The following is a 25,420-nucleotide window of genomic DNA, read 5'->3' on the forward strand; positions in this document are numbered from 1 at the left end:
CCCCGAAGTGTGTACTATCTGATATCTTAAGAAAACATGCAGAAGGTGTCAATCTATGGAAAGCTCACACCCAGCATCGGATGTTCAAACTATGAATCCGCCGCATGTCCTCGCACCTTCCCGGCATCGATCACCAGTGGCTGTTCAACATGGCTCGCAAGGATGCCATACTGCGGCTGCAATTCACCCACATCCAGTCCAAGGGCAAGCCGGACGGCCAGATAAGGAAAGTTAATGCCCGACAGGCAGGAGGTGTGCAGACCTCCCGACATACGCGGATTAATCTCCAGCAGCTTAGGAACTCCACTGTTATACTTCATCTGAATATTGAAGTTGTAGGGAATACGATAGGCTGCTGCAACATCGGCTGCAATCTGTAATAGCTCCGTATTCTCTTCTAACAAGCGAAGACGACCGCCTGCCTTGCGTCGTGGAACCGCAGCAAGCAGCTGACCTTCCCTGTCTGCGAGGCAATCAATGCTATATTCGTAGCCTTCCAGCAGCTCCATAATCATTATATTCTGGAATGACTCTACCGAAGAAAAGGCAAGATATGCGTCCTCATAGCTTATTCGGTTCTGGGCATGTCCGAATAGCTCCTGCAGTGGATTTCGGCTGTTATCTATGACACGGAAGCCCATCCCACCCTCTCCGTTGCAGGGCTTGAAGCACACTTTAAATCCCTGATCAACTAGGGCTTCGTACGCTTTGGAGAACTGATCTGCATTACTAACAGCATAGTATTCAGGAATCTGCATGATCCCCAGCTCTCTGACGGATTGGTAAAAGCGATCCTTTTCCATAAGCTGTTCCAGCAATTCTGTATCGCTTAGTACCATGACCCTCGTACCATTCGCTTCGAAGAGATGAATATTTCTACTAATATCAAGCATATTCCAACGAGGAATAAAGACATCAATCTGGTGACGAGAGCAAAAATCCAGACAGAATTCAACATACTCCATCCCTGTCACTTTGGGCTCCTGCTCTGCATGATCACAGCCCTGAAGCGCCATATTCGCCGGATCGGAATGGGTGCCATAGATCTCAAATTCCATGCCATCCTCATTATTCCGAATCAGATTCATATAGTGATAGGCAACGGAGAACCAGCGGTTAAAATAAATGCGCACTTTATTCATGAAGCGGCCTCCCCTGTCAATGCTTGATAAGTAGTTCGCACGTAGTCCAAGATCTCATTGGCTGCGAACACACCAGACTGCTCCGTGAAGACATAGGGCACAAGTTCAGGATTACGTTGCTGTTCCCGATACAATTCACCATGCCTGGGAGCAATCGCGTAGTCCGCACCATCCAGCAAGCAACGATCCAGCAGCGAATCGCCCGATGCCAGCACCGCTTCAGCACCTACAAGCTGGCGTATATGTTCAACTGCATTGTGCTTGTTCACCGCTGACGGAACCAGATACAGCTTGCGACCCTGGATGGAAGCCTCCCAGCCAAGAGAATCAAGTTGGCCGATGGTGTCCATTACTGCCTCTAGTGGCATGTTATCGCGCTGGATCACGTAAGCGAAGAAGAGCTCATCACACAGGCGTCCTCCAATGACCCATTCATCACTCATCAACGGCTTGAATAAACGCATCACTTCATCAGGGGCTGCTGCATTCTTCGAGAGCTGTGCGCGAATTCGTTCATTCCAGGAGGCCTCCACTTGACCATCTATGAGTATATTCCCCCCATTACTAGTGATCGCATATGCTGGTATAATCTCCTGCTGAAAAATTCGAATACGTTGATATTGCTCCACTGTACGGGTAGTAACAGGAACAAAAGTAATCTGCCGGGATATTAGCTGCAGCTCCTGTAGCGCCGACTCTGACATATAAGCCGACAGCTTCCCATCGATCCATTCCGCAGGCACAAGACCCTCGCTACTCTCAGGAACACCCATAGAGCGGCGAGAATAGATCAACGTCTGATCAAGGTCACTGGCAAAAATCATTCTCCTCCCCCCTTAACAGAGCGGATAATGCCGCAGCAGGAATACGTCAAGCCTGGGAATACTTCCACGGGCACTCCGCGTTCCTTGGCAAGCAGCCTAATATGCTCCAAGTGTGGATTATCCGGGTGATTCACGAGGATTTTCCACGGAATGCGTCTAAGCAATACTCTGGTGGTCTCACCGATCCCCGGCTTCACCAGATTGATATCCTGGATACCAAATACCCGCTGGATTGCTTCAATATCCTTCTTTCCTTGCCAGGTGACCTCAGGTGGATGGTGTAGTAGCTCCTTCGCTTGCCGCGAGGCAGCGGCTGCAACATCAGAGAAGCAGTCCGATATTGTATCTACAAAAAGCTGTGACAGATCCGAGCCTTCCCATTCCTTATACCATTTGGCACCATGGAAATCATCGGGCCCAATTAGATCGTCGCGCAGTACGGTACGGCTCATTAATCCAGAGACTGTGGAGTTCAGACATGCACTTGGTATCAAATAGTCTTCGCGGGTACCGTAAGTTGAAGAGCACTGTCCCGGATCAGCCAGTACAGCCAAATCATCATCTAACCTCACACCATAGCGCTGCTCAAAATCACGGCAGGCCTCGATGAGCACCTGGCGAATTGCTCCTTTGCCTGTCCAGCCGTCAATGAATTGAAGCTTTGCATCCAGTCCATGCTGCTGCAAGATATATAGGATCGCATTTTGGTCAATGCCTTTGCCCCGGATGATGGAGATACTATAATGGGGAAGATCTGCACCATACTTCATTTTGATAAATCGCTTCACCAAAATGCCAATCGGTGTTCCGGCACGAGCCAGTGATACCAGGATCGCCTGTGGCCCCTTCTTGTGCATGATGCATTCGGCTACCGTAGCGGCTGCCAAAGCAACCTTAGTAGCTGATTGCGCAAGGGTCTGGTGGAACAGCTCTATATATTCATCCGTGGGGTGATACTCCACAGGCAGCATCTCCGAATAATGCACACCCGACTGAATGGCATATTCACGCTCACCGGTCTCTTTTTCCAAATTGACGTTACTCAGGTCCTTTAACAGAAATACAGCATCAGACGGATCATAGCTTCCCATAGGCTCAGGCGGCTTCACCTTACGCTGCATTAGCTGTTCAATCGTTGATAGATTCATGCTCAACTTCCCCCTACTCTGGAGCACCGCAGTACACAACATGTATTTGATTGCATCCGAGACGTGACAGTACATCCATCATCGACTGCATGGACTCTTCAGGCCATCGCCTCTCCAGCAGTACGAATATTTCGTCATATTGTCCTGGCTGTACATTGTAAATATAATGAGTCACGGACAGGTCCTCTGGTGAAGCGTAGTCATAACCGGCTACGACGGCATATCCTGGGCGGTCTACCGTGTAGATCGGACTGCGCGTAGTGGACTGGTAGTGAACTCCTTCTCCCATCTCTGCGGCAATTCGCATCGGGATGTACATGAATTCCCCGGTCCCCATGACAAGGGTACGCTTTCCGGTACGACCGTTTCTCAGTGTCGAAGCCATCTTCGAAATACCAGCGCTCAGGCTGGCATTGTGGGAAGAGTGCAGCCCGAATCTCCCGCTATAACGGAGATAAGGACTGGAGCAGCGTCGCCCCTGTGCATCAGAGGATTCTACGTATAGAGGCTCCAGATGGTCTGCGACATACCAAGAATTCAACTGGACTGTCGAACGCAGCTCTTGGTCCTTAACAGAGGTTTCAAGAATGGGCTCTCCTTGAATATGAATTCTACCCTTCAGAAGGCTAAGCGGGGTAATCACAATGCCCAATTCTGCTTCCAACGCCTCAAATCGACGCTCATTTTCCCCTGTACGCCAGTCAAGCAAGGAAGCAATATAATATTGCTTACGCGGAAAATTCCGCTGAATATCCCGAATGATATTCAACGTCGTATTGCCTGTTGTAATCTCATCATCTACCAAGACCAAAGGAGTAGAGCCCTCCAGCGCCTCTCTCTCCAACGCATAACAACGATGTGCAGTAGCATGGGAATGCTCTTCTTCAAATTGAATATCTGGAGTGATGTCTGAGAGATGCTCTCTCGTGGAATGAATGTACGTAGCCTGATCTGCGAATGCACCATACATGCTGTGCCCAAGCGCGGTTGCCGTTTCGGCAAAGCCGACAAAACTGATCTGCTCTGTCAATACCAGGTTCGCAGACATTAAGTATTCATAAGCCTGACGGGCATACGACGGATCACAAAGCCCTTGTACAATATGTTTCTTCCACTCTGGAATCCGTTCATCCTCCCCTGCCTGTTGCTCATAAAGCAAGACGGCAAGGGCAGCCCCGCTCAATAGAGAGGTATATGGGTTGACGGCAATATGCTTGCCTAGCAGCTTGCTTACAAAAAGAAACGAGCGCTTCTTGTTCAGTCTGGCCGCCATGGAGAATAGACAATTCAAAGGGAGTTGTAAAGGATTATGCGTGGCTTCAACAGTAACTTTAAATGTGTCCAGAATAGGAAACGTAAGTGTGCTCATGCTGTGGCAAGAGTCCGACATAGTGTTGATGTTCATGTAACACCCCATATATTTGTGATCGGATCAAGATGCGGCGGGCCCAGTTCAAATGCGGCTTAATCTCGTTCATCTTATTTGTGTAGACACTCTTGAATACACCAAGCGAACCATTATCGCGGCTAATAATCTCTTGGGCATCCAAATATTCTTCATGTGTGACCACATACATAGCTTGCACGGGCTTGATGTGCGAAGGATGAATAATCGTTTTGCCAATGATGCCATTCTCCTTGTCCATCATGACCTCGCGCATCAGTCCATCCATCGAGCTGTTAATATACTTCATTCGCAAGCTTCGCCCTGGTCTGCCGAGCGTCTCCTCGAATGGTGTCTGCCGTAGTTGTGGCTTGAAGACCCGCTCACGCTGGCTGAAATACTCCCAGACAGGACCGGATATGACATAGCCTCCATCGGCACGACCATACAAATTGATAATATCAGCAATACAATCACGAATCGCCGCTACATCGTAGATGGTAATCTCGGGACTGCGCCGAAGCCCAAATAGACTAGAGAAATCTGTAGCCCCAATTCGTACATTTAGCACATACTCGGCATGATCATCAATGACCTGCTTCAGATACTGCAAAGTATCCCAGCGCGTCTCACGATAAATAATTTCTGCGGTTTCCAGAATTGGCATCGCATACAGCGTTGGAAATTCCGAGGATCTCTGCCGATTATATTCAAGAATGAGATTCATGTACGACTTCGCGTTATGGAGCCCGAACTTGGGCAGTGCGATTCCAGTAAGCAGACTGACGCGCTCACCCAGTTGAATCAGAAGCTGCTCAAGCTGCTCCGGAGTCCTGACCCGAGCAAAGATCAGAGGCAATTTGTCATGCGCAAGTCTTCCCGTGCCTAACGCCTCTTTCAGACCATCTAGATGCTGCCCAAGGCACCGTTCCGCCAGTTCAACCTGTCCATCGCCTATAGCATCCTCCAGATCTATTACAATGCTTGTTAGGCCTTCGTATTTGCCGCTCACAATCTCTTCCACGATATGCGGACGTGTTGCTGGCATGTATAAAGCAGCCCCAACGGTGTATGCCAGGGTGTCCTTGCAGGTCCAACGGTCAAATGATTCAGGTGACATGTAAAACAGTGCCGCTTCTTCTTCAGCGTTCAAAAAGCTAAAGTATTTCAGGGTACTTCCCTCCTTCTTCCGCTGTGACTTAAAGACCTTGCTGATGTCTTCATTTAGAGAAACTGTTGGAGGAGATAAAAACCAATCCCCCCATAAAACGGAGGGATTGTGGTGTCTAATTTTAGCATTCTAGACCATTTGATTCGTGTATTGCATCCCTGCAACATACTCATCTGTGAAAGCCGTATTAAGCCTCACCTTTGTTTTCGTTGTTGGCTTTTTTGCTCTTGTAGCTACTTAACAGCATCGCCCCCACGAAAACAGCAATCAGCAGTGAGAAGAAAGCAACATTTGGAATATGAACGCCAAATGCGCTTAGCATCATTTTACCGGAGATAATGGCGATCAAGATGAAGGCCGCCTTCTCTAGTTCCGGGAACTTCTCTATCAGGCGAAGGAATACTTGGGCCACACCACGCATCATAAGCACCCCGATGATACCTCCAAGGAAAAGAACCCAGATCTGCTCACTTACACCGAACGCAGCAATAACACTGTCAATACTGAAGGCAATGTCCATGAGTTCGACCATGAGCACTGTTCGCCAGAAGGAATATTGCTTACCTTCGTGAGTATCCTCACCACTTGACTTGAATAGCCCCTTGTAAGCAATGTACAGCAGGTACAGTGCTCCAATAACCTTAATTAGTGTGAACTTTACTAAGATTGTTCCGAGACCAATAGCAATGAAGCGGAAGATGTACGCGCCAAGAATACCGTAGAATAATGCGCGCTTTTGCTGTTCTTTTGGTAAATGTCGGACCATGACAGCCAGCACCAGTGCATTATCAGCCGACAACAGGCCCTCGAGAATGATCAGAGTACCAATAATTCCCCAACTAACAGGATCAGAAAGTGTAGCTACAATTTCGGACCAGGAGAAGAAGTGACCATAATTCTCGCCAATACTTCTAAAAAAGTCACTAAACATGAAGAGGCGGCCTCCGCTAATTCAAATTATTATTTACTACCGGCTGTCCAACGCATATTCCAACCATGAGCTCGATCCAATTGTTTATGACCAGAATAAAACTGGACAATCCGCTCAATGCTGAAAGTCTCGTTATTGACATTACGAAACATAGCAATGCCACACATCCCATGCGAGCTTCCATATTCGTTCATACGAACGATGATATCTGGACCATCTTTTTGATAAATGGTGACAATACCATCAGCTTGAGACCAATTAGCAACTCCGTCATAGATATACGTGAACACAAGAATACGATTAATTTCGGAGATTTTGGCACCATTAATCCGGAGGTTCTCACCTGTCTTAATCGATCCGGTTCGATCGTCACCATCAAGGGAGATATACGGGAAGCGATTCAAAGAACCGAAGGACCTCCCAAGCGCTTGTACGACCCCTTTACTGCCATCCTTCATCTCATACAGACAGCCAAGATCCAGATCAACACCACTACTCCGTCCAAACAGCCCTCGACTCGTCTGTTGGTTCCAATTCAGATTAATTAGAATCTCACCCAGTACCCCACTGGCATTTTTCTTCAGGTTAATGGAATCGCCCTTTTTCTTCAGCTCAATCTTGCTCAAATTAAGTTCAGACTTGGGCTGAGAAATAGGCGCGGGAGGGGGTATTGGAGCTGGAGGCACCGGAACAGGTGGAGGCGTAGATGAGGCAGAAAGACTACTGTCCACTTCCACACCGAAATTACCACACAACGCATTCAGCCCTCCTGCAAAGCCCGCTCCTACCGCATTGAATTTCCATTCACTGTTATAGCGGTAAAGCTCGCCGATGACAATCGCTGTCTCGACAGTCAAGCCACTGGCTAGATCGAATCTCAGCACCTCTTGACCCAACGCATCATCAACAAAGCTGATATACGCATTCTGAACCTGCCCAAAGCTCTGTCCTCGGGTTTCTCCGTCATAAATAGTGAGACTAAAAGCAATCTTCTCAATGCGTACCGGAATCCTGCCTAGATCGATATTAAATAACTTTTTGGCAGTTGTCCCTACTGCATCGCTATATGTGATAAATCCGGCGGTAGGCTGATTATAAAAGATAAAATCCTCATCCCCAGACACCTTTCCTCTGGCATCAAGCAAGAAGGCAGATGTGTCAAGGTCGAGCATCGAAGACGCGTCCCAGCCAATAGCGACGGTCAACCGCGCAAGTCCGGGATTGACCTTAGTCAGATCAGCCTTTTGGCCTTTTATAATAGTCACAGCCATCAGTAATCCACCTTTTCTATGTGTTCAATCCTATTGAGCATCTAGACCGTAATTTTTGCAAAGTGCAGCCAAGCCTCCGGAAAACCCGCTACCAATCGCTTGGAACTTCCAGTCTGCTCCTGAACGGTAAAATTCACAAAAGACCACTGCTGTCTCCGTAGAGAAATCCTCTCCCAGATCAAAGCGAAGCACTTCATTATCATTAGAAGCGTCCACAACACGTACAAATGCATTGGAAACCTGGCCGAAATTTTGAGCACGTGCCTCATACTCATAAATAGTGACGGTAATTCCTATACGTTGGATATTTGCTGGCACTTTACTGAAGTCAACTATGATCTGCTCATCGTCGCCTTCTCCTTCACCAGTCCGGTTATCCCCTGTATGGCTTACAGAACCCGCTCCACCATTTGGATTATTATAGAACACGAAATCCTCGATTCCTTTGGCCTTACCATCCTCATGTAGCAAAAATGCCGATGCGTCAAGGTCAAAGTCTACGCCACCGCTATATTTGTTGGTATCCCATCCTAGTCCAACCACAACACGCACAAGGCCTGGATTTGTTTTGGTCAAGTCAATTCGTTGCCCTTTGGCTAAGCTGATTGTCATTCTTAAATTCCGCCTTTCCGTGATCTTAAGGTAAAGCGTAAACCTGTAACCGTGATAATCTGGATTATAAAATCCCTTCTACTAACTAACGTTCCCCAGCCTAACAGGCCGGAGAACGTTAGTTCAATCCCAACTTAATACTTATTACAGACCATAATCGCGGGTCAGACCAAGCAAGCCGTCCTTATATCCGCTGCCAATGGCATTGAATTTCCATTCTCCACCATGACGATACAGCTCTCCTACCACAACCCCAGTCTCAATGGAGAAATCTTCTCCCAGATCGAACCGGACAATTTCTTCATTGTTGGCATCATTGACAATACGAGCATACGCGCGTGAGACTTGTCCAAAATTCTGACTGCGCTCTTGCGCCTCATAGATGGTGATCGTAAATGCAATCTTCTCTACGTTGGCAGGCACGCCAAGCAAATCGACTTTGATTTGCTCATCATCGCCATCACCCTCACCTGTCCGGTTATCCCCCGTATGAACCACGGAGCCATTTTCATTTTGTGGATTGTTGTAGAAAATAAAGTTTTTCTCGCCTTCCACTTTACCCGCAGCATTCGTGCAAAATACAGACACATCTAAGTCAAAATCTTTACCGCCATCATATTTATTCGTATCCCAGCCGAGACCAACAGTGATCTTGCTCAAGCCCGGATTCGTTTTTGTTAAATCTACTTTTTGCCCTTTGGATAGATTGATTGCCATGAAATTCTCACTCCGCTCTTTTATATTCTAAAATGCTCGTCCAGCGACTTTCATGATAGATAAAATAGTTACGTATAACGACGGGCGAGCTCATTTATATGTACTGCATGAGCACCTTCACCAATAGCAGAGAATTTCCAATCATTGTTATGACGGTACAACTCTCCACAAATTAGAGCTGTCATTCCTCCGTAATTATCTGATAAGTTAAAGCGCACTAGCTCCTGAGAGTTTCCGCCATCCAAAATACGGATATAGGCTCGCTCAATCATTCCGAAATCCTGTTTGCGATTCACACAATCGTAAATATTCACTACAATAAGAATTTTGTGCACATCAGCAGGGACATCTGAAAGGTTGATCATGATTTGCTCATCGTCACCTTCACCTTGACCTGTTAGATTGTCACCAGAGTGAATGACTGATCGGCACTGACTTTGCTTGTTATGAAAACAGACAAGGTTGGTATCCTTCGCAAGTCTTCCACTCTCATCCAGCAGCAAAGCAGAAGCGTCACAATCAATGTTCGTCTGCTTCAATCTGCCAAAAAATCCTTTTGGAGTGGCTGGGTCCCATCCAAGTCCAGCAATAACCTTCGTGAGATTTGCCTTTCCTTTGGTAAGATCAATCTTCTGACCTTTAACCAAACTAATTCCGGCCATGATATTCACCTCCTTTCACGAGTCTAGTGTCTATTAACTCAAGATTCGACATATCATGACTGTATCTCTCATGGACCAGATCCCTGTCAAAGGCATCTAAATCCTGACTCAAACTTAAATATTCCGCCAGCTTGTTTTTTTGCAGATATGTGCCCTTCAAGGAATGAAAAACCTTTGGAATCACAGTTAAATTATTCCTCTACTATACGCTTTTTTTTGTCATTTTTCTACATAGAATAGTAAACACAATAATAAAATTAAGAGTGCAGACATTGATAATGACGAAAAATGTCGAACTTTCATATTTTTTCGAATTCAAAAAATGCCCTGCATTATTTTCATAATAATGGTACAGGATTATGACAAAAAAACGCAGTCTTCAGGTAAATCATAATCCTGAATCTGCGTTTAATTTCCAAAATCTATTCCTCGGCCGTCCCGGTTATAATTTCTGTCTCATGCTCTCGGCAGAAGGCTTCCAGCGCCTCTAGCTCGTCCTCTTCCAGATCATAGGCCAGATAGTTACCTGAGGTGCGCTCAAGTAGCTCATATTTCACGATGCCATTCGGACGCTGTTCTGCTCCGACGCCATAGATGACTCTGGCCGACAGTCCGTTCTCCGAATATAGCTCATCCTCCTCGTCAACTTCCAGCTCCAGCACTACCTCATAGCGCTTACCCGGAATGATGCCGAACGGATCCCTGATTTCCTCGCTTGAAAAAGCTGTTATCGTTATCATCTAACCAGACTCCTCTGAATTCAATTTAGGCAAAGTGCCCCAGCAATGCAGCCACTTGTTGTTGAACATCCTCATGCTCCTTACGGCTACTAAGAATGGAGACAATCCCGTTATCCGTGTGACTGCGAATTAGACGTCCGATTCCCTGCCTGAGTCGCAGTAGCATATAAGGAAGCTCCACATCATGCAGCGCACTGGAAGCATCTCTCCGCTTCGCATTGAATACCGGATCAGCCGGCGGGAACGGTAGATCCCAGATGATGACATGCGACAACGCCGGTCCTGGGATATCCAGCCCTTCCCATAGCGAGACCGCACAGAGCACGCTACTTTCATCTTGCTGGAAGCGGGAGATCAGATGGCTGATCTCGGCTGTTCCCTCATACAGCATCGTATACTGACGATTAGCTACTTCCCCATACTGACTGCTTTGGAAGTTATCAAGCTCTTCTCGCGACGGGAATAATACGAGTGCTTTCCCACCGCTAGCTTCCAGTAATTCAAGTACCTTCTGTGACTTTTGTTCCTCTGGCTCCTGGTACAATGCTGTACGCATTTGCTCCGTATAATGATAGGGGGACGGTACAGTAAAGGACAGATAATCCTCCAGACCAAGGCTGTCTGCCATGTACTGGAAGGAATCTTGGGCCGATAGGGTTGCTGAGGAGAACACGATCGGCATCTTTTTGGAGAAGACACGCTCACGCAAAATCGCCTTTACTCCCTTTGGCATCATAACAAGTGTTAACCCATCCTGGTCTTCCCTAAGCCAAGTAATAAACTGACCAGGCTGCCTGAACAATGCCAATGCCGTCTGCAGCATCTCCAGATGCTCCTCTACGATCCTTAGCTGATATTCATTAAGCGAGAACAGCCCATCCTCGAATACCAGTTCTTCCTCAATCGTGGATAACAGGGACGAGAAGCGCTGCAACTCCGCTTTCAAGCGGTCCGTCATATGAATCTCCCGACGTTCAGAGCCTGACACCGCCTGACTATTCCTTGTCAGTAGCTCAAACAAGCCCTCGCTGCATTCAATAGCCTGATCGACCGCCATAGCCAATGATTCTCGTACCTCTCCCTCCAAAAGACGAAGAATAATCTGTTCAAAAACACTATGCTTCAGCGAATAAGTCAGTGCATTCTGCGCTGCTTGCTCCAGCAAATGCCCTTCATCAAAGACCACCGAGCTATGCTCCGGTAGAAGTGGTAGCTGTCCTTCACGCTTCTTGGATTCGTAGGTCCAGATATGCTCCATATAGAAATCATGGGAACAGATAATCAAGTCCGTAGCCTTGCGGTAGTAATCCCGCGAGATGGTCTGACCACAGCGATGACGCTGAGCACATACCAGACAATCCTGGAACACATCCCAACTCAAGCGGCTCCATTCCTGATCGGATAGCTGCGGGTAATCCTTGCGATTACCATAAGGCTCGAAGGTCTGCATGGTTCCTGGAAGACTCACAAAGGCAGGAAGGCTCTCATAGATATCCTGGTAGCGCTCTTCCTCCATGCGAACTTGATCCAGCTTGTTCAAGCATATGAACTGCTCAGGCGATTTCCCCATGCGGGCATCAATCTGTAAATCCAGGTAACGTGCCAGCTTGGCAATATCCCCCTCAGGCTTCACCAGCTGTTCAATTAGCGATTCATCTGCACAAGCGATAATAGCTGGCTTTCGCGTATAACGTGCATAAGTGACAGCATACAGAAGGTAAGCGAGTGTCTTGCCGGTACCAACCCCTGCCTCTGCCAGAATGGTTTTTTTCTCTGCATAAGCCTTCTCCAATTGAAAGGCCATATAAATCTGCTCGTCTCTGACCTCGAAGCCAGCTTCGGGCAATACTTCATAAAAAACATCCGCAATCCAGTCGCTCGCTTGCTCCACGAACGGCCGGGACGGATCGAATGTAAACGGATATGTGATCAAGCTTACCTTAGCCTCCACTTTCTATTGAAATGACTTCGTCATTATACCCTAAGGGAGTGCCAGTGTGAAGCTTGCCCCATCTAGAGATTGCTGATCAAATCCTGGAGCCGGATTTCCAGTTGCATTCGCTCCATCTTGAGCATCCAGATTTGCTCATTCCATAGCCTGCGCTCCCGCGCATTCGGCTCACTCCGCAGCCTGTTCATCAGTTCGGCCAGTCTCTCATTAATTGCATCGAATTGCTCCCACAGCTGGTTGATCAATTCCTCTACTTCCTCTTGCTCATGCTCATCGTGCTCTCCATTATAATTATTGGCCATAGCAGCAACAGGCTTAGTTATGCCAACCTCTTCCTTATGCATTGTAGATAAATGGCGCAGTATATGGATCAATTCCTGTTCCCATAGATCGTCTCCAAGCTGCTGGGCGTAATTCAGAAGATCCAGATAATCATCCGTTGCCTGGCTTAAATGCTTCGAACGTGACATGGATGTAGACATAACGAATCTCTCCTTATTAGTTATGTATACCTATCACTTTACTATGAATTGATGAAATTGCAAGATGCTACCCTGTATTTCTAGCTTTATTTTACAATTTACATCCCATGGTATAGATAGCAGCGCTTCTTCAAGTTCCATGTACCAAAAAAGCTGTCTGTATTTAGGAAGTCTGAAGTCTTCCCTATACACACAGCTCTCTGACTATAGAATATGTAACACTCGCTCTGATCCATCAAATTTTTCTTCTAGCCACGAGCAGCATTATGAATGAAATGAACACAATGGCAGAAGTCCACGCCCAAGCCATCGGCTGGTTGCCAGCATCGACAGCAACATAAATGGCTGTTGGCACCGTCTGCGTCTTCTCCGGGATATTCCCGGCAATCATCAGCGTTGCTCCGAACTCGCCCAGCGAGCGGGCAAAGCCGAGAATGGCTGCGGTGAGCAACGAAGGATACGTCATCGGCAGCGTGATATAGCGAAACACCTGCCATTCCCCAGCTCCTGCGGATCTCGCAGAATCCTCCAGCGAATGATCCACGGCATCAAATGCGGTCTTCATCGTCTGATATACCAGTGGGAACGCCACCACAATGGATGCCAGCACGGCCGCCCACCAGGAGAAGATAATCGGTGCATGGAACAGCCATTCAATCCATTGCCCCAGCCAGCTTCGGCGTCCCAACAAGACGAGAAGTAGAAAGCCGACGACCGTAGGCGGTAGCACTAACGGAAGCATGAAGATCGTCTCCAGCACCAGCTTGCCACGCATGCGGCTCCGACTCATCCAGCGGGCTGCCAACACGCCTAGGACAAGCACAATTACACAGGACAGTGATGCGACCCGAAGTGAAAGCAGTACCGGAGGCCAGAACTCCGTCCAATTCACAGCAGTCAACGATTATTCCGCCTTACGAAAGCCGTACTTTTCCAACACTTGAAGTGCAGGCTCAGTCTGCAAGTAGTCATAAAATTGACGAGCGTCTTCCTCATGACTGGTGGCAGCAACGATACCGAGTGGATAGGTGATTGGAGAATGAAGCTTGGAATCTACCGTCAACGAAATGCTGGTGTCTGTAGTGGACAGAGCATCAGTCTTGTATACGAAGCCTGCATCTGCATTACCTGTAGCAACGTACTGCAGCACCTGGCGTACATCCTTCGCTTGTACAAGCTTAGGCTCCAGCTCATCCCACAGCTGTTGATTCGTTAAAGCTTCCTTTGTATACTTTCCTGCTGGCACACTATCAGGAATACCAATCGCAATCTTTTTAATTGCATCTCCCTTCAAGTCATCCAATGTTTTGATTTCTACTCCATCCTTGGCTGGAACGACTAATACCAGATCATTTTCAAGCAGGGTCTTGCTGTCCTTCACCAGAGACTTCTCTACAAGTGCCTTCATATTGGAGGCAGAAGCGGAGATAAAGACATCTGCTGGAGCACCTTGCTCAATCTGACGCTGGAGGGCTCCCGAAGCACCAAAATTAAAGTTCAGCTTCGCGTTTGGATGCTCTCCCTCATAGCTGGTCTTAAGCTCATTCAGGGCATCCGTCAGGCTTGCCGCTGCAGAGATCGTCAGTTCTACCTGCTGCTGTGCGTCTGGTGTTACTGTACTGTTCGTACTACTATTGGCCGTCTGAGCTGCCGGAGTTGTTGACTCTGTCGGAGCGGATGACTCGGTGCTCTGTGCCCCGCAAGCAACCATCAGAAGCAGTGCACATGCAGTAAGCATACTGAACATAGTAGATTTGATTCGTTTCACAATTACATCCCCCGTTTAATCTTGTTTAGTTATAATTAGATATAACTTGTATAAATTCATAACCCATTATAGCCATGAAGGGAATCCTTGTAAACTATTAACGAGCTCTATTCATATGTTCTATGCGACATTCCTTGAACGTCAATATAGAGTTCAGCTTTTTCGATTTTTTCGTAGCCCCTGCTGTATCAACTGTTTTGGTGTACAATGGATATGACATGCGAATAGCACATCACAGAATTGTCACATTCCTAATATTTATTAAATGGAGGTCTCTCATGAATTCTCCTGTATCGTATACAACAGAGGAAATCGCCAAGCTACTCAAAATATCGAAGCTAACCGTCTATGATCTGATCAAAAAGGGAGAGCTCCCTTCCTATCGTGTAGGTAAGCAAATGCGTGTGGATGCCAGTGATCTTGAAGCCTATAAGCAGCGTTCCAAGAGCCCATCCCTCAGACAAGAATCCTCAGCTCCAGCCATTTCTGTAACTATTCCGTCACAGGTACTGTATGCAGCCCAGCCACAGGATTCCAATACAGCAGTTATTACGGGTCAGGACATTAGCCTGGACATTCTTGCGAAGCATCTGGAGAGCCCACAAATGTCTATTCGCCCCCTTCGCTCCTACGCTGGCAGTCTGGACAGTCTGATCGCCATGTATCAAGGCAAGGCCGATATTGTCAGCACCCATCTGTGGGATGGGGACAGCGGTGAGTATAATTTGCCCTATATTCGCAAAATTCTGAACGGCTTCTCCTATATTGTCGTTCGCCTCTTATCCCGACAAGCCGGGCTTTACGTCCAGAATGGTAACCCGCACCATTTGCAGGGATGGAAGGACCTCGCACAACCTGGGCTTCGTCTGGCAAATCGTGAGAAAGGCTCTGGGGCGCGCGTCCTGCTCGAGGAGCAGCTTCGACTGCATCAGATCGACCGCACTGCCTTGCTCGGATATCAGGACGAATCTGCTCATCATATGGCTGTTGCAGGTAAAGTTGCTTCTGGCGAAGCCGATGTCGGCATCGGGATCGAGAAAGCTGCCAGCATTGTAGGCTCGGTACAGTTCATTCCACTTATTCAGGAGCAGTATGACATCGTCATGCTTCGCACACCCGAGCGGCAGGAATGGATTGATCATGTGCTGCAGGTTATTCATTCGGATAGCTTTCGGCGAGAATTGGGAGCGATTCAGGGATATGACTTGTCCGAGTCGGGGAAAATTTTGCTGGAGACCTGAGTGATCGGGAGATTTTGATTTAAATATTACTGGTCAGAAGTCATTGTTAGGATTTATGCAAAATGCTCAATCATTAGATTGAGCATTTTCAAGATAGATCCGTTTCATTCCATCTCTGAATTGGGTTGGGGACTGTCCTGTCCAGCTCTTGAATTGCCTTGAGAAATACAGCGGATCGGAGAATCCGCAAGAAGCTGCCACCTGCTCTACGTTAAGGCTAGTGCTAAGCAGCTCCTTGGCCTTCTCCATACGGATTCGCTTAATATACTGCTTGGGAGATAAGCCAGTCACCTGCTTGAACACCTTGGTAAAATGTGTCCGATGGTAGCCAAGTGAGGCTGCCAAATTCCCGATACATACAGGCATCATATACTGTGTTCGAAACCATCTGATCGCCTGTTCAACTACGCGTTCTGATTCTGTCAGGATTCTTGCCGAAGATGGGAGTCTGTCTGTGTTCAGGCGAGCAAACTCTGCCAAGAGTACACGGAACCAGCCGCCAGTGTCTAATTCAGTTGATACCTCCCCCGCTTGTTTAGCCAGACTCTGCTCAATGTGTTCATATATATAGGCCAAGCTATCCGAATCAGCACCTTCGATGACTGGATTTGCGGCTGTAATGCCAACCTTTGTGAGCATTTCCAGCACGGATATGCCCTGGATAGCGATCCAGCGGTAGGACCAAGGCTCAGACCCGTCAGATACATAGCTGAACAGTCCACCTGGAAAGATAACGAATGTATCGCCTTGGCCCACATAGTATGATCGTCCCTCCCACTCAAAAACACCATGACCATGGTCCACACTGTGAAGCAGAACATAGTCGTGAACAGCTGGACCGATCCTGTGATGAGGATGGGGCCTGGCGGCACCGGCAAACATAACATTCAGCTCAGGGTTAGACAGGTATGGATTAATATGTACTCTGTACTCGTAGTGTTCCGGAGTCTCCACGATTACTCCTCCTCTGCCTTATAAGATGTCTCAAATGACCACTCATACGACAAATGTCCATATGTTGATTGCAATGTTCCATGCCCATCAGATCATTTCGCCTTTATAGTAAAGGATGTAAAAAGCATTATCAATATTGAGGCACTAAACATTAAGGAGGCTGAAACATATGGATAAAATCGTGTTTTTGGGCGCTGGAAGCACTGTTTTTGCCAAAAATGTATTAGGAGACTGCCTGCTCACGCCGGCTTTGCAGGATTTTGAAATTGCCTTATTTGATATTAATCCAGAGCGTTTGCGTGATTCTGAAACTATGCTGAACAACATTCGTACTACCTCCGGGAGCAAGTGTAGGATTAAAGCGTACACGGACCGCAAGGAAGCATTGCGTGGAGCCAAGTATGCCATTAATGCGATTCAGGTTGGCGGGTATGATCCTTGTACAATTACAGATTTTGAAATTCCCAAGAAGTATGGGCTTCGCCAGACCATCGCAGATACCGTAGGAATCGGTGGGATCTTTCGTAATCTTCGAACCATCCCGGTCCTGGAACAGTTTGCAGCAGATATCCGGGAGGTCTGCCCTGATGTGTTGTTCATCAATTATACGAACCCTATGGCTGTCTTGACCAACTACATGAGTCGCCATGAAGGTATTAACACCGTTGGTTTGTGCCACAGTGTTCAAGTATGCGTACCGCATCTTTTTGAGGCTTTGGGAATGGACCCTGAAGGAGTCAGAACTCGTATCGCAGGTATCAATCATATGGCTTGGCTGCTGGAAGCCTCTCGTGACGGAGTGGACCTGTATCCTGAGATCAAAAAGAGGGCCATGGAGAAACAAAAGGAAGGAAAGCACCATGACATGGTGCGATTCGAGCTCATGCTGAAATTCGGCTACTATGTAACGGAATCATCTGAACACAATGCAGAATACCACCCCTATTTTATAAAAAGAAATTATCCTGAGCTCATTGAGAAATTCAACATCCCCCTTGATGAATATCCACGGCGTTGTATAGAACAGATTGACAACTGGACACGGATGAGGGAGGAGCTCGTTGGGAATGTAAATCTGGAGCACCAGCGCTCGCATGAATATGCGTCTTATATTTTCGAAGCGATGGAGACTAATATTCCTTTTAAGATCGGAGGGAATGTGCTAAATAACGGACTTATTACCAACCTTCCCAATGAAGCCTGTGTCGAGGTGCCCTGTCTTGTGGACAGAAGCGGTATTGCCCCAACATATATAGGTGATCTTCCTCCTCAGCTGGCAGCATTGAACCGGACGAATATCAATACTCAGCTCCTGACCATTGAGGCTGCTCTAACCAAGCGCCGAGAGCATATCTATCACGCAGCAATGCTCGATCCACATACGGCTGCCGAGCTATCTATAGATGATATCGTTGCGCTATGTGATGATTTGATAGAAGCTCACGGTGAATGGCTGCCTGCTTATCATTAATTTCATTCCTTGAGTAATATAATGATGTCAAACGGGACATGAGTGCTAAATGAAGATTGGCTACTAGAATGTCAATAGCCTGTAAATACAGCGAATGTGACTAAACAATAGAAGCCGCTGATCTCTCTCGATGAGGATCAGCGGCTTGTACTATATCTATTATTTTTTCAACCTCAACAATACACTCTAGCCACACTAATCATATCGCTTTTCAGTTGTCCGTGAATCAGCTATATTGCATATATCTCTATTAGGTCCTTAGCCCTCAAGTTTGTTCGTAGATGTCTTGAGAGATTGGCCAGACTCCTCCAGATCGATATCTAGAAACGTGCCAGTATCCATTCTGATGAAGTCCCTTCATGTAAAATGTAAAAATCCACTAACCATTACAGGTCTCCACACTCATGAATCTGAACCCCATTGGTCTAACGTGCTCACCATGAATACGCTTCTGGTGCTGGTCTGCCTGGTCCAGGGAAAATCTCATTGAGCTGTGTCAGTACATCTTCACTCAGCTCAACCTCCGTGATGCGGAGAGAATCCTCGAGCTGCTCCAGTGTTCTCGGGCCGATGATCGGTGCCGTCACTGCCGGATTCGTCAGTAGCCACGCCAAGGCGACTACATCCTCCTTCTCACCTAACTCACGGCATAATGCCCCGAACCGCTCAAGCTGCTCACGATGTTGCTCCAGCTTCTCCGTGGAGCGCGCGCTACGAGCGCCGGTTCCTGCCAAAGCATTGCGTCCAAGCAAGCCTCCAGATAACGGGCTCCATGGAATAACTCCGAGTCCGAGTGACTGTGCAGCCGGAAGCACCTCTAACTCAGCTGAGCGTTGCAGAAGATTGTATAGATGCTGCTCAGAGACCAGTCCCAGGAAGTGTCTCGCCTTGGCTTCTGCCTGGGCTACCGCAATATGCCAACCAGCAAAGTTACTGGAGCCGATGTAGTCCACAGTCCCTTGTTGCACAAGGCCCTCGAACACACCCCACAGCTCGTCCCAAGAGACGTTGCGATCAATATGATGCATCTGATATAGCTCAATATGATCCGTCTGAAGTCGCTTCAGTGAGGCGTCCAGATGCCTTCTAATTTTGTACGCTGACAGGCCACGGTCTGCATTAGGACCGTCCACGTCATTTTGCATATCGCCATAGACCTTGGTAGCCAGTACCACCTTCTCACGACGGCCTCCACCCTGCTGGAACCAGCGGCCGATAATTTCTTCTGTCCAGCCTCTGCGGTCCCTTCCGTATACATTGGCTGTGTCAAAAAATTGAATGCCCGCATCTACAGCAGCATCCATAATCCGAAAGGCTTCCTTCTCCTCTGTCTCCGGTCCGAAATTCATCGTACCCAGACAAAGACGACTAACTTTAAGACCCGACTTTCCCAGATAGGTATATTGCATGCTTGCACAACCTCCTGATCTTTAGTTAGAATAACTGCTAACATTCCCTATTCTACCTAATTTTTCAGCAACATGAAAGAAAGCGTGGTTTAGGCTTCTCAGAATAATAATCTGACGAGAGTTAATTAGAGGAACCTTACACCAAATTAATAACCCAGCCCTTGGAATGAGCTACTCTGCAAATCCCTCTCATATTCCTCTCTCAGCATGGACATGATCACCAGTGACTCATACTGTGCATTCTAAAATCAGATGCGCTACTATAGACGCTCTCTTAATACTTATCTACAATCGCCCCCAATACGGCTCCTCTCACATAGCTATTTCCATTCAAAGCCTGCAACTCCTCGGCTGTTCCTGTCAGTACGACTCCGAGCAAGCGGACATCCGAAGCCACGGGAGCACTCTTGTCCTGTCTCAAATAGTCATAGATTTTGCGAAACTCCATATCCTCACGACCATCCTGCTGAAGCTGGCGCAAATTCTCTATGAATTGAGCGGGTGCTGGCTTCACAATCCCCTCCCAATCGGGCCCATACCCGTACACCTGCCTACTTGATTCGGGGATACCATATTTCTGGACTCCCGACGGCCCCGTAATGAATTCCAGCTTCTCCCTCTGCTTCTGATCATAAGTGTCCACCCAATACCACGCTTGAGTTAGGCCTGATGGCAGCATATTGACGACCTCCTCTGGCGTATAAGCCTGATCAAAGGATATCGCCATCTCGACAAGCTTGTTAGGGGATATCTCTGCCAGAGCAGGCAGATCATTCAGTATCTTGTCGTTATAGTTGACACCTGGAACGTAGAAGCTCATTTCCCGCTGCCCATTAAATGGATTATAGCTGCGATAATATTCGAACTGATTGCTCTGCATGCGCGGATCTGGCACACTAATGCTGTTCTGTCCATATGAAATGCCACGATAGTCGTTACCGAGCGAGTATTCCAGCTTATCCGTATTCCACGGTACAGGAACACCCTCGACTACTTTATAGCGATGGCTCTCCACTTGTAGAGTAAGCCATCCCCTTCGTACCTCACGGGAGGATTCGAAGAGATTGGCACCTTTGATTTGTAAAATGGTATGCTCTCTCCACATTGCCTTTCCATCAATCCCATTCAGAAACTGCGAATTACCAATGATGGCAGCCAGCCCTACCACTACAGTTACTACTATAGATATCGTAATATTACGAAGCCACGTCATTAACTTGGCTTTCTTGATTAAGCTCGTGAGCTCTTGATCATCTTGCTTATTCCAGGGAGCTGTCATCTTACCATTCACCTCTGTACTTTTTTTGAAATTGCTTCCGTGCGCGAAACAAAGCAGACTTCACCTGATTCACCCTGATTCCTAGCAGGTCCGATATTTCCTGATAAGATAGCTCCAGCTCATACTTCATGATCAGAAGCTCCTTATAGAGTGGCAACAATTCATTCAGTGCCAGCTCAATATCTTCAAGCCTTTCTTGCTGCAAGACAAACACTTCCGGGTCCTCATCCATTGCGGGTAATTCCAGTTCATCTACTGGAAGCACAATTCGTTTGCGACGACGACATAAGTCATAATAGCCGTTGATAGCAACCCTATAGAGCCAGGCGCTCAGCTTTCGTTCATCAATTGAATCCAGATACAGCAATGCTTTATACACCGTATCCTGAACCACATCCTCCGCGTCGGCCGCAGGAGCCCCGAGACGAATCAGATAGTTGCGAATATCCTGCATTTTAGGCTGAAGTATGTACTGCAGTTGCCCGGGCTTCATCCTGCACCTCCCTTCGTATGTATAACGATTCAGCTTTTGAAATGTTAGCCTTGTTCTATAAATAACTTTATAAATTCCACAATATTAATAAAAAACGCAAAAAGCCCCTTCCGTCAATCCGCCTATAACCATGAACGAAAGTGGTCATTCCAATTTTCATTTCTTTTATTCATTTCTTTAAATGTTTTTCATGCATACCCACGATTACAGCAATCCACTCGTTTTTGCCTGTGAACAAAAAACTGCCCTTCCCCTCTATGAATTTCTGAAGGAAAAGGCAGTCGATTCTATTTCAACTTCAACATGTTGTAAGCATAGGGCTCGTGCGCCTTGGCTACCTTTGCACGCTTATTACCTCAGGTGCACAGTGAAGATACCACCTGTGTTCGCCGTCACCTTCGAATCCAGCTCCACCTGCCCGGTATCCACGCTCTCCACCGAATCCAGTCCATCCGGCACAATAACAGGACTCACCACTGAATATCCCGCCGCCTGAATCGCCTGTATATCAAATTCCAGGAGTAGCTGTCCTGCCGTAATTGAGTCTCCACTCTGGACATGGGCGGTAAAGCCGTTCCCCTTCAGAGCCACGGTATCCACACCCACATGAATGAGGACCTGTGCCCCACTCTCATGCTCCACGATTACAGCATGCTTGCTCTTCTCCATCAGATGTGCGACCCTTCCATCAAAGGGGGCATAGACCTTACCCTCGGTTGGCTCAATTCCTACCCCCTGTCCCATATGACCCTGCGCGAAGGCTGGGTCAGGTACTGCCTTGAGGCTGAGAAGCTTACCTGTAATGGGAGACATGACCTCCAACTGCTCCAGCTTCTTTTTTCCCTTTAACCATTGAAACATTCCGAATCTCCTCCTAACCATCCCTGCTTCAGCTCCAAGACATCTCGCTTGTACGCTCATTCCCTTGGAGCTGGAAGCCGTTGTGATTCATTTATAGCTTATTAACCACATTTTGCGCTAGAGAAGCAGCATTCGGCGGCACAAGGTTATGGTGTATCTAAGTTCTGCAGTAGACGTGACTATACTCAAATGAATTTTTTATACCAGGTGCAACACTGGTGTCAAGGGATCAGCTTCGTCTCACGGGCCCGTTCAGCCATTCGTTCGGTAATCCGGCTCAGCGGCTTCTTCAGTAGCAGAGCTACAACGAAGCAAATCCCGATGAAGATCAGCAGCATCACCACATCTCGCAGGACCGTCTCTGGAAGGATTCCCCCCACCGTCTCACGCAGCAGACTTACTGCGTAAGTGAATGGCACCACCGGATTCAAGGCCTGGAAGAACGCCGAGCTGGTGCTGACAGGGAACGTTCCACCCGAGCTTGAGAACTGAAGCACGAGCAGGATGACCGCCAGCCCTTTGCCAATATTCCCAAATACAGATACCAGTGTATAGGTTATCGCCGTGAATACCAGGCTGATCAGCATGGAGGATAGGACGAACAGCACCGGATGACTCACATACGTACCCAGCAGGAACAAATCACCAAGCGTCACACTAATAGCCTGGAAAATACCGATCGTAGCAAAGGTCATATATCTTCCAAAGTACACCTGATAACTCTTATAGCGCCCTTCTGGGTCTTCTACGTCGACACGGAACATGGACACAAGCAGCATGGCTCCGACCCATATGGACAATGTTGTGTAAAAAGGAGACATCGCCGAGCCGTAGTTCGGAATGGGATACAGACGTTCTTCCTTCAGCTCTACCGGATTGCCAAGGAAATCACTTTCCTTCTGCACATCCCCTTTCAGTAGTTCTATGACCTTACCGATCTCGTTCCCTTTCCGCAGTGACAAGATCGTGTCTGCCGCCTTTCGAATAGCATTCTCGGCCGCAGGCAGGTCGTCACGTACAAAAGCAGCCACCTGATGTACGGCACGCTCTACCTCAGGGAATCGCTCCTCGATCAGGTCTGCCATCTTCACGAACTCACTCTCGACCCGCGGGAGATCATTGCGCACAAAATCTGCAGCCTGATGTATCTTCTCCTTCACGCCGGGGAGATCCTGATTCACGAAAACCGCCGCCTCATTCACAGCGTTCGTGAAGTCTCCCATCCGTGTCTGAATCGTAGAAGCAGCCTCATGCAGCTTACTTCGGATTTGTGGCAAATCCCCCTTCAGCCGATTCAACTCCTGCTGGCCGAAGAGCGCAGCTTCCTTAGCATCGGACAACAGCTTGTCCAGCTTGGGCAGCTGTTCCAGAGCGGATTGCAGCACATCAGCCGAAGTTCCTGCAATGGTCTGAAGCTGCTGCAGTGCTTGCCGGATCACTGGTACGATGTCCGAATCGTAGCGGCTCAGAATGTCCCCGACCGCTCCACTAATACTGCGTGACAATTGATCCGCCTGATCAAGCAATTTACTGGCTGGCTCCTGACCTTGGCGAATGGCTTGTCCGATGCGACCCAGCGTGCTACTTAATTCTGTTAGTCGACCACGAACCGTATCGATCCTGCTGATGACCCCATCTAGCGGTGCACTTGGCAGATAGCTGTTGATCGTCCCAAGCATACCAGACAATCGCCCTACGATAGCTGCTGCCGTATTTAGCCGGCCTTCCATGCGATTCAATCTGTCAGCCGCGAGCTGCGGGTCCAGATCGGTATCGCGAACGAGACCGATGATCTGCGTAGTCTCATCCGCAATCTGCTGGACGAGGACCAGGTTCTGCTTCGTCACATCCCCCACAGCATCAAAGGCTGCCTCATTACTCTTAAGGAACTGCTGAATACCACCCGCAAAATCGCCGCCAGTCTCCGCAATCTGCTGTAGCTGTGGCAAAGCTTGCTGGGCAGCGTCGATGACCTCTAGTGCAAGTGCCGTATCCTCTATAGCCGTATCAAGGGCATCCTCTACCTTGCCGAAGTTGTTGTCTAGCTCTACAATGCGGTCACCTGCCCTCTGAATATCGGGTAACCGCTTCTGAACGTCCAGAATAATCTGACCGACCTCATCCAGCTTATCCAGGTTACCTTCTACCTTGAGGATGACATCTCCTGCCTTGTTAATCTCGGGTATCCGATCCCGTAATGCGAGTATTTTCTCGCCCTGCTGCTTAATTTCTGGCAGCTTTTGCTCCAGCTCCAGCGCTTGCTGTCCCAAGCTCTCCACATCCACCAGACGATCATTCAGCTCCAGCACCCGATTCTCAATGTTACGAATGGTCGGAAGCTCCTCCTCTAGCTGGATGCCAGCCTCCTTGAGCTTCGTCAACACCGCCTCACTAGCCGTTTCAATAAAATTCTGACTAATCTGAGCGGTTAGCGCCGTTGCTCCTGACGAGGTGATTTTCGGAGCGATCGCATTGACCTTCTCATTAACGGTATAGTCAATTTCCGGCTTTTGAGGATTTTCAGTCAGCACACTGCTAATTTTTGTAGAGAAATCCTCGGGGATGAGGAGACTGGCATAATACTCCCCTGTCTCTACTCCCCGCCGAGCTTCTTCAGCATCGACGAAGGTCCAGCCCAGCTTTTTGTTTTTGTGCAGGTTGCTGATAACCTCTTCCCCGACATTTATATGCTTGCCATTCACTTCTGCCCCTTGATCCTGACTAGTGACGGCCACCTTAATGCCGGAAGTATTGGCATAAGGGTCCCACATAGCCTTGAGGTTGATCCATGCATAGACCGAAGGCAGCAAAGCAATTGCAATTACGAGCAATACACCTGTGGATACCTTGCCTACATTTCTCCAGTCCTGAATATAAATCTGCCAAATATTCCGCATACCTTGCTCCCT

Annotated in this window: 23 protein-coding genes; 2 read left to right on the forward strand and 21 right to left on the reverse strand. The window is 47.9% G+C overall.

The window, feature by feature from the left end; genetic code table 11:
* Window positions 1-89 precede the first annotated feature (89 nt).
* The 15 genes from D328_RS0101650 to modA form a co-directional block, all read right to left on the reverse strand.
* Window positions 90-1,142: an ATP-grasp domain-containing protein gene (locus D328_RS0101650; RefSeq protein ID WP_018883201.1), complete on the reverse strand. Its 1,053-nt coding sequence runs from the start codon at window positions 1,140-1,142 to the stop codon at window positions 90-92.
* Complete coding sequence (locus tag D328_RS0101655) at window positions 1,139-1,966, reverse strand: HAD family hydrolase (RefSeq protein ID WP_018883202.1); 828 nt, start codon at window positions 1,964-1,966, stop codon at window positions 1,139-1,141. The genes D328_RS0101650 and D328_RS0101655 overlap by 4 nt, the downstream gene beginning before the upstream one ends.
* Window positions 1,963-3,114 (reverse strand): cysteine protease StiP family protein, encoded by a 1,152-nt coding sequence (locus D328_RS0101660; RefSeq protein ID WP_018883203.1) that lies wholly within the window; start codon window positions 3,112-3,114, stop codon window positions 1,963-1,965. The genes D328_RS0101655 and D328_RS0101660 overlap by 4 nt, the downstream gene beginning before the upstream one ends.
* Before the next feature lie 13 nt (window positions 3,115-3,127).
* Window positions 3,128-4,387 (reverse strand): phosphoribosyltransferase family protein, encoded by a 1,260-nt coding sequence (locus tag D328_RS0101665; RefSeq protein WP_018883204.1) that lies wholly within the window; start codon window positions 4,385-4,387, stop codon window positions 3,128-3,130.
* Between the two features lie 58 nt (window positions 4,388-4,445).
* On the reverse strand, window positions 4,446-5,618 hold the full coding sequence (locus D328_RS0101670; RefSeq protein ID WP_081625212.1) for an HpcH/HpaI aldolase/citrate lyase family protein: 1,173 nt from the start codon (window positions 5,616-5,618) through the stop codon (window positions 4,446-4,448).
* 238 nt (window positions 5,619-5,856) lie between these two features.
* Complete coding sequence (locus D328_RS0101675) at window positions 5,857-6,600, reverse strand: TerC family protein (RefSeq protein WP_018883206.1); 744 nt, start codon at window positions 6,598-6,600, stop codon at window positions 5,857-5,859.
* A gap of 29 nt (window positions 6,601-6,629) precedes the next feature.
* Window positions 6,630-7,871 carry a TerD family protein gene (locus D328_RS0101680; protein WP_018883207.1) on the reverse strand — a complete coding sequence of 414 codons (1,242 nt, stop codon included), beginning with the start codon at window positions 7,869-7,871 and terminating at the stop codon, window positions 6,630-6,632.
* Window positions 7,872-7,901: 30 nt separating this feature from the next.
* Window positions 7,902-8,483, reverse strand: coding sequence for a TerD family protein (locus D328_RS0101685; RefSeq protein WP_018883208.1), 582 nt, complete (start codon window positions 8,481-8,483; stop codon window positions 7,902-7,904).
* Between the two features lie 144 nt (window positions 8,484-8,627).
* Window positions 8,628-9,200 carry a TerD family protein gene (locus D328_RS0101690; protein WP_018883209.1) on the reverse strand — a complete coding sequence of 191 codons (573 nt, stop codon included), beginning with the start codon at window positions 9,198-9,200 and terminating at the stop codon, window positions 8,628-8,630.
* A gap of 68 nt (window positions 9,201-9,268) precedes the next feature.
* Window positions 9,269-9,862, reverse strand: a complete 594-nt coding sequence (locus D328_RS0101695; RefSeq protein WP_018883210.1) for a TerD family protein — start codon at window positions 9,860-9,862, stop codon at window positions 9,269-9,271.
* Window positions 9,863-10,284: 422 nt separating this feature from the next.
* Complete coding sequence (locus D328_RS0101705) at window positions 10,285-10,602, reverse strand: DUF6509 family protein (RefSeq protein ID WP_018883212.1); 318 nt, start codon at window positions 10,600-10,602, stop codon at window positions 10,285-10,287.
* 25 nt (window positions 10,603-10,627) lie between these two features.
* Window positions 10,628-12,535, reverse strand: a complete 1,908-nt coding sequence (locus tag D328_RS0101710) for an ATP-dependent DNA helicase (RefSeq protein ID WP_018883213.1) — start codon at window positions 12,533-12,535, stop codon at window positions 10,628-10,630.
* A gap of 80 nt (window positions 12,536-12,615) precedes the next feature.
* The gene (locus D328_RS0101715) at window positions 12,616-13,035 is read right to left on the reverse strand and encodes a hypothetical protein (protein WP_018883214.1); all 420 of its coding nucleotides are present in this window, start codon (window positions 13,033-13,035) and stop codon (window positions 12,616-12,618) included.
* Window positions 13,036-13,270: 235 nt separating this feature from the next.
* On the reverse strand, window positions 13,271-13,936 hold the full coding sequence (gene modB, locus D328_RS0101720) for a molybdate ABC transporter permease subunit (protein WP_018883215.1): 666 nt from the start codon (window positions 13,934-13,936) through the stop codon (window positions 13,271-13,273).
* 3 nt (window positions 13,937-13,939) lie between these two features.
* Window positions 13,940-14,806, reverse strand: coding sequence for a molybdate ABC transporter substrate-binding protein (gene modA / locus D328_RS0101725; RefSeq protein ID WP_407667778.1), 867 nt, complete (start codon window positions 14,804-14,806; stop codon window positions 13,940-13,942).
* 275 nt (window positions 14,807-15,081) lie between these two features.
* On the opposite strand from modA, the gene D328_RS0101730 reads away from it, so the two are divergent.
* Window positions 15,082-16,044: a helix-turn-helix transcriptional regulator gene (locus D328_RS0101730; RefSeq protein ID WP_018883217.1), complete on the forward strand. Its 963-nt coding sequence runs from the start codon at window positions 15,082-15,084 to the stop codon at window positions 16,042-16,044.
* A gap of 66 nt (window positions 16,045-16,110) precedes the next feature.
* Here D328_RS0101730 and D328_RS0101735 read toward each other — a convergent pair whose 3' ends face one another.
* A complete protein-coding gene (locus tag D328_RS0101735; protein WP_018883218.1) occupies window positions 16,111-16,998 on the reverse strand; it encodes a helix-turn-helix domain-containing protein in 888 nt (295 codons plus the stop codon).
* Between the two features lie 169 nt (window positions 16,999-17,167).
* Between D328_RS0101735 and melA the strand changes: the two genes are divergently transcribed.
* Window positions 17,168-18,469 (forward strand): alpha-glucosidase/alpha-galactosidase, encoded by a 1,302-nt coding sequence (gene melA / locus D328_RS0101740; protein ID WP_018883219.1) that lies wholly within the window; start codon window positions 17,168-17,170, stop codon window positions 18,467-18,469.
* A gap of 434 nt (window positions 18,470-18,903) precedes the next feature.
* Here melA and D328_RS0101745 read toward each other — a convergent pair whose 3' ends face one another.
* The 5 genes from D328_RS0101745 to D328_RS0101765 all read right to left on the reverse strand — a co-directional run bounded on the left by D328_RS0101745 (window position 18,904) and on the right by D328_RS0101765 (window position 25,408).
* Window positions 18,904-19,878 (reverse strand): aldo/keto reductase, encoded by a 975-nt coding sequence (locus D328_RS0101745; protein WP_018883220.1) that lies wholly within the window; start codon window positions 19,876-19,878, stop codon window positions 18,904-18,906.
* Window positions 19,879-20,152: 274 nt separating this feature from the next.
* Entirely contained in the window at window positions 20,153-21,157 is a 1,005-nt protein-coding gene (locus D328_RS0101750; protein ID WP_018883221.1) for an anti sigma factor C-terminal domain-containing protein, read from the reverse strand.
* Between the two features lies 1 nt (window position 21,158).
* Window positions 21,159-21,650 carry an RNA polymerase sigma factor gene (locus D328_RS0101755; RefSeq protein ID WP_018883222.1) on the reverse strand — a complete coding sequence of 164 codons (492 nt, stop codon included), beginning with the start codon at window positions 21,648-21,650 and terminating at the stop codon, window positions 21,159-21,161.
* A gap of 351 nt (window positions 21,651-22,001) precedes the next feature.
* Window positions 22,002-22,511: a PTS sugar transporter subunit IIA gene (locus D328_RS0101760; RefSeq protein ID WP_018883223.1), complete on the reverse strand. Its 510-nt coding sequence runs from the start codon at window positions 22,509-22,511 to the stop codon at window positions 22,002-22,004.
* 221 nt (window positions 22,512-22,732) lie between these two features.
* Window positions 22,733-25,408: a YhgE/Pip domain-containing protein gene (locus D328_RS0101765; protein ID WP_018883224.1), complete on the reverse strand. Its 2,676-nt coding sequence runs from the start codon at window positions 25,406-25,408 to the stop codon at window positions 22,733-22,735.
* Window positions 25,409-25,420 lie beyond the last annotated feature (12 nt).

It is taken from the genome of Paenibacillus massiliensis 2301065 = DSM 16942 (assembly GCF_000377505.1).
Classification (GTDB): domain Bacteria; phylum Bacillota; class Bacilli; order Paenibacillales; family Paenibacillaceae; genus Paenibacillus; species Paenibacillus massiliensis.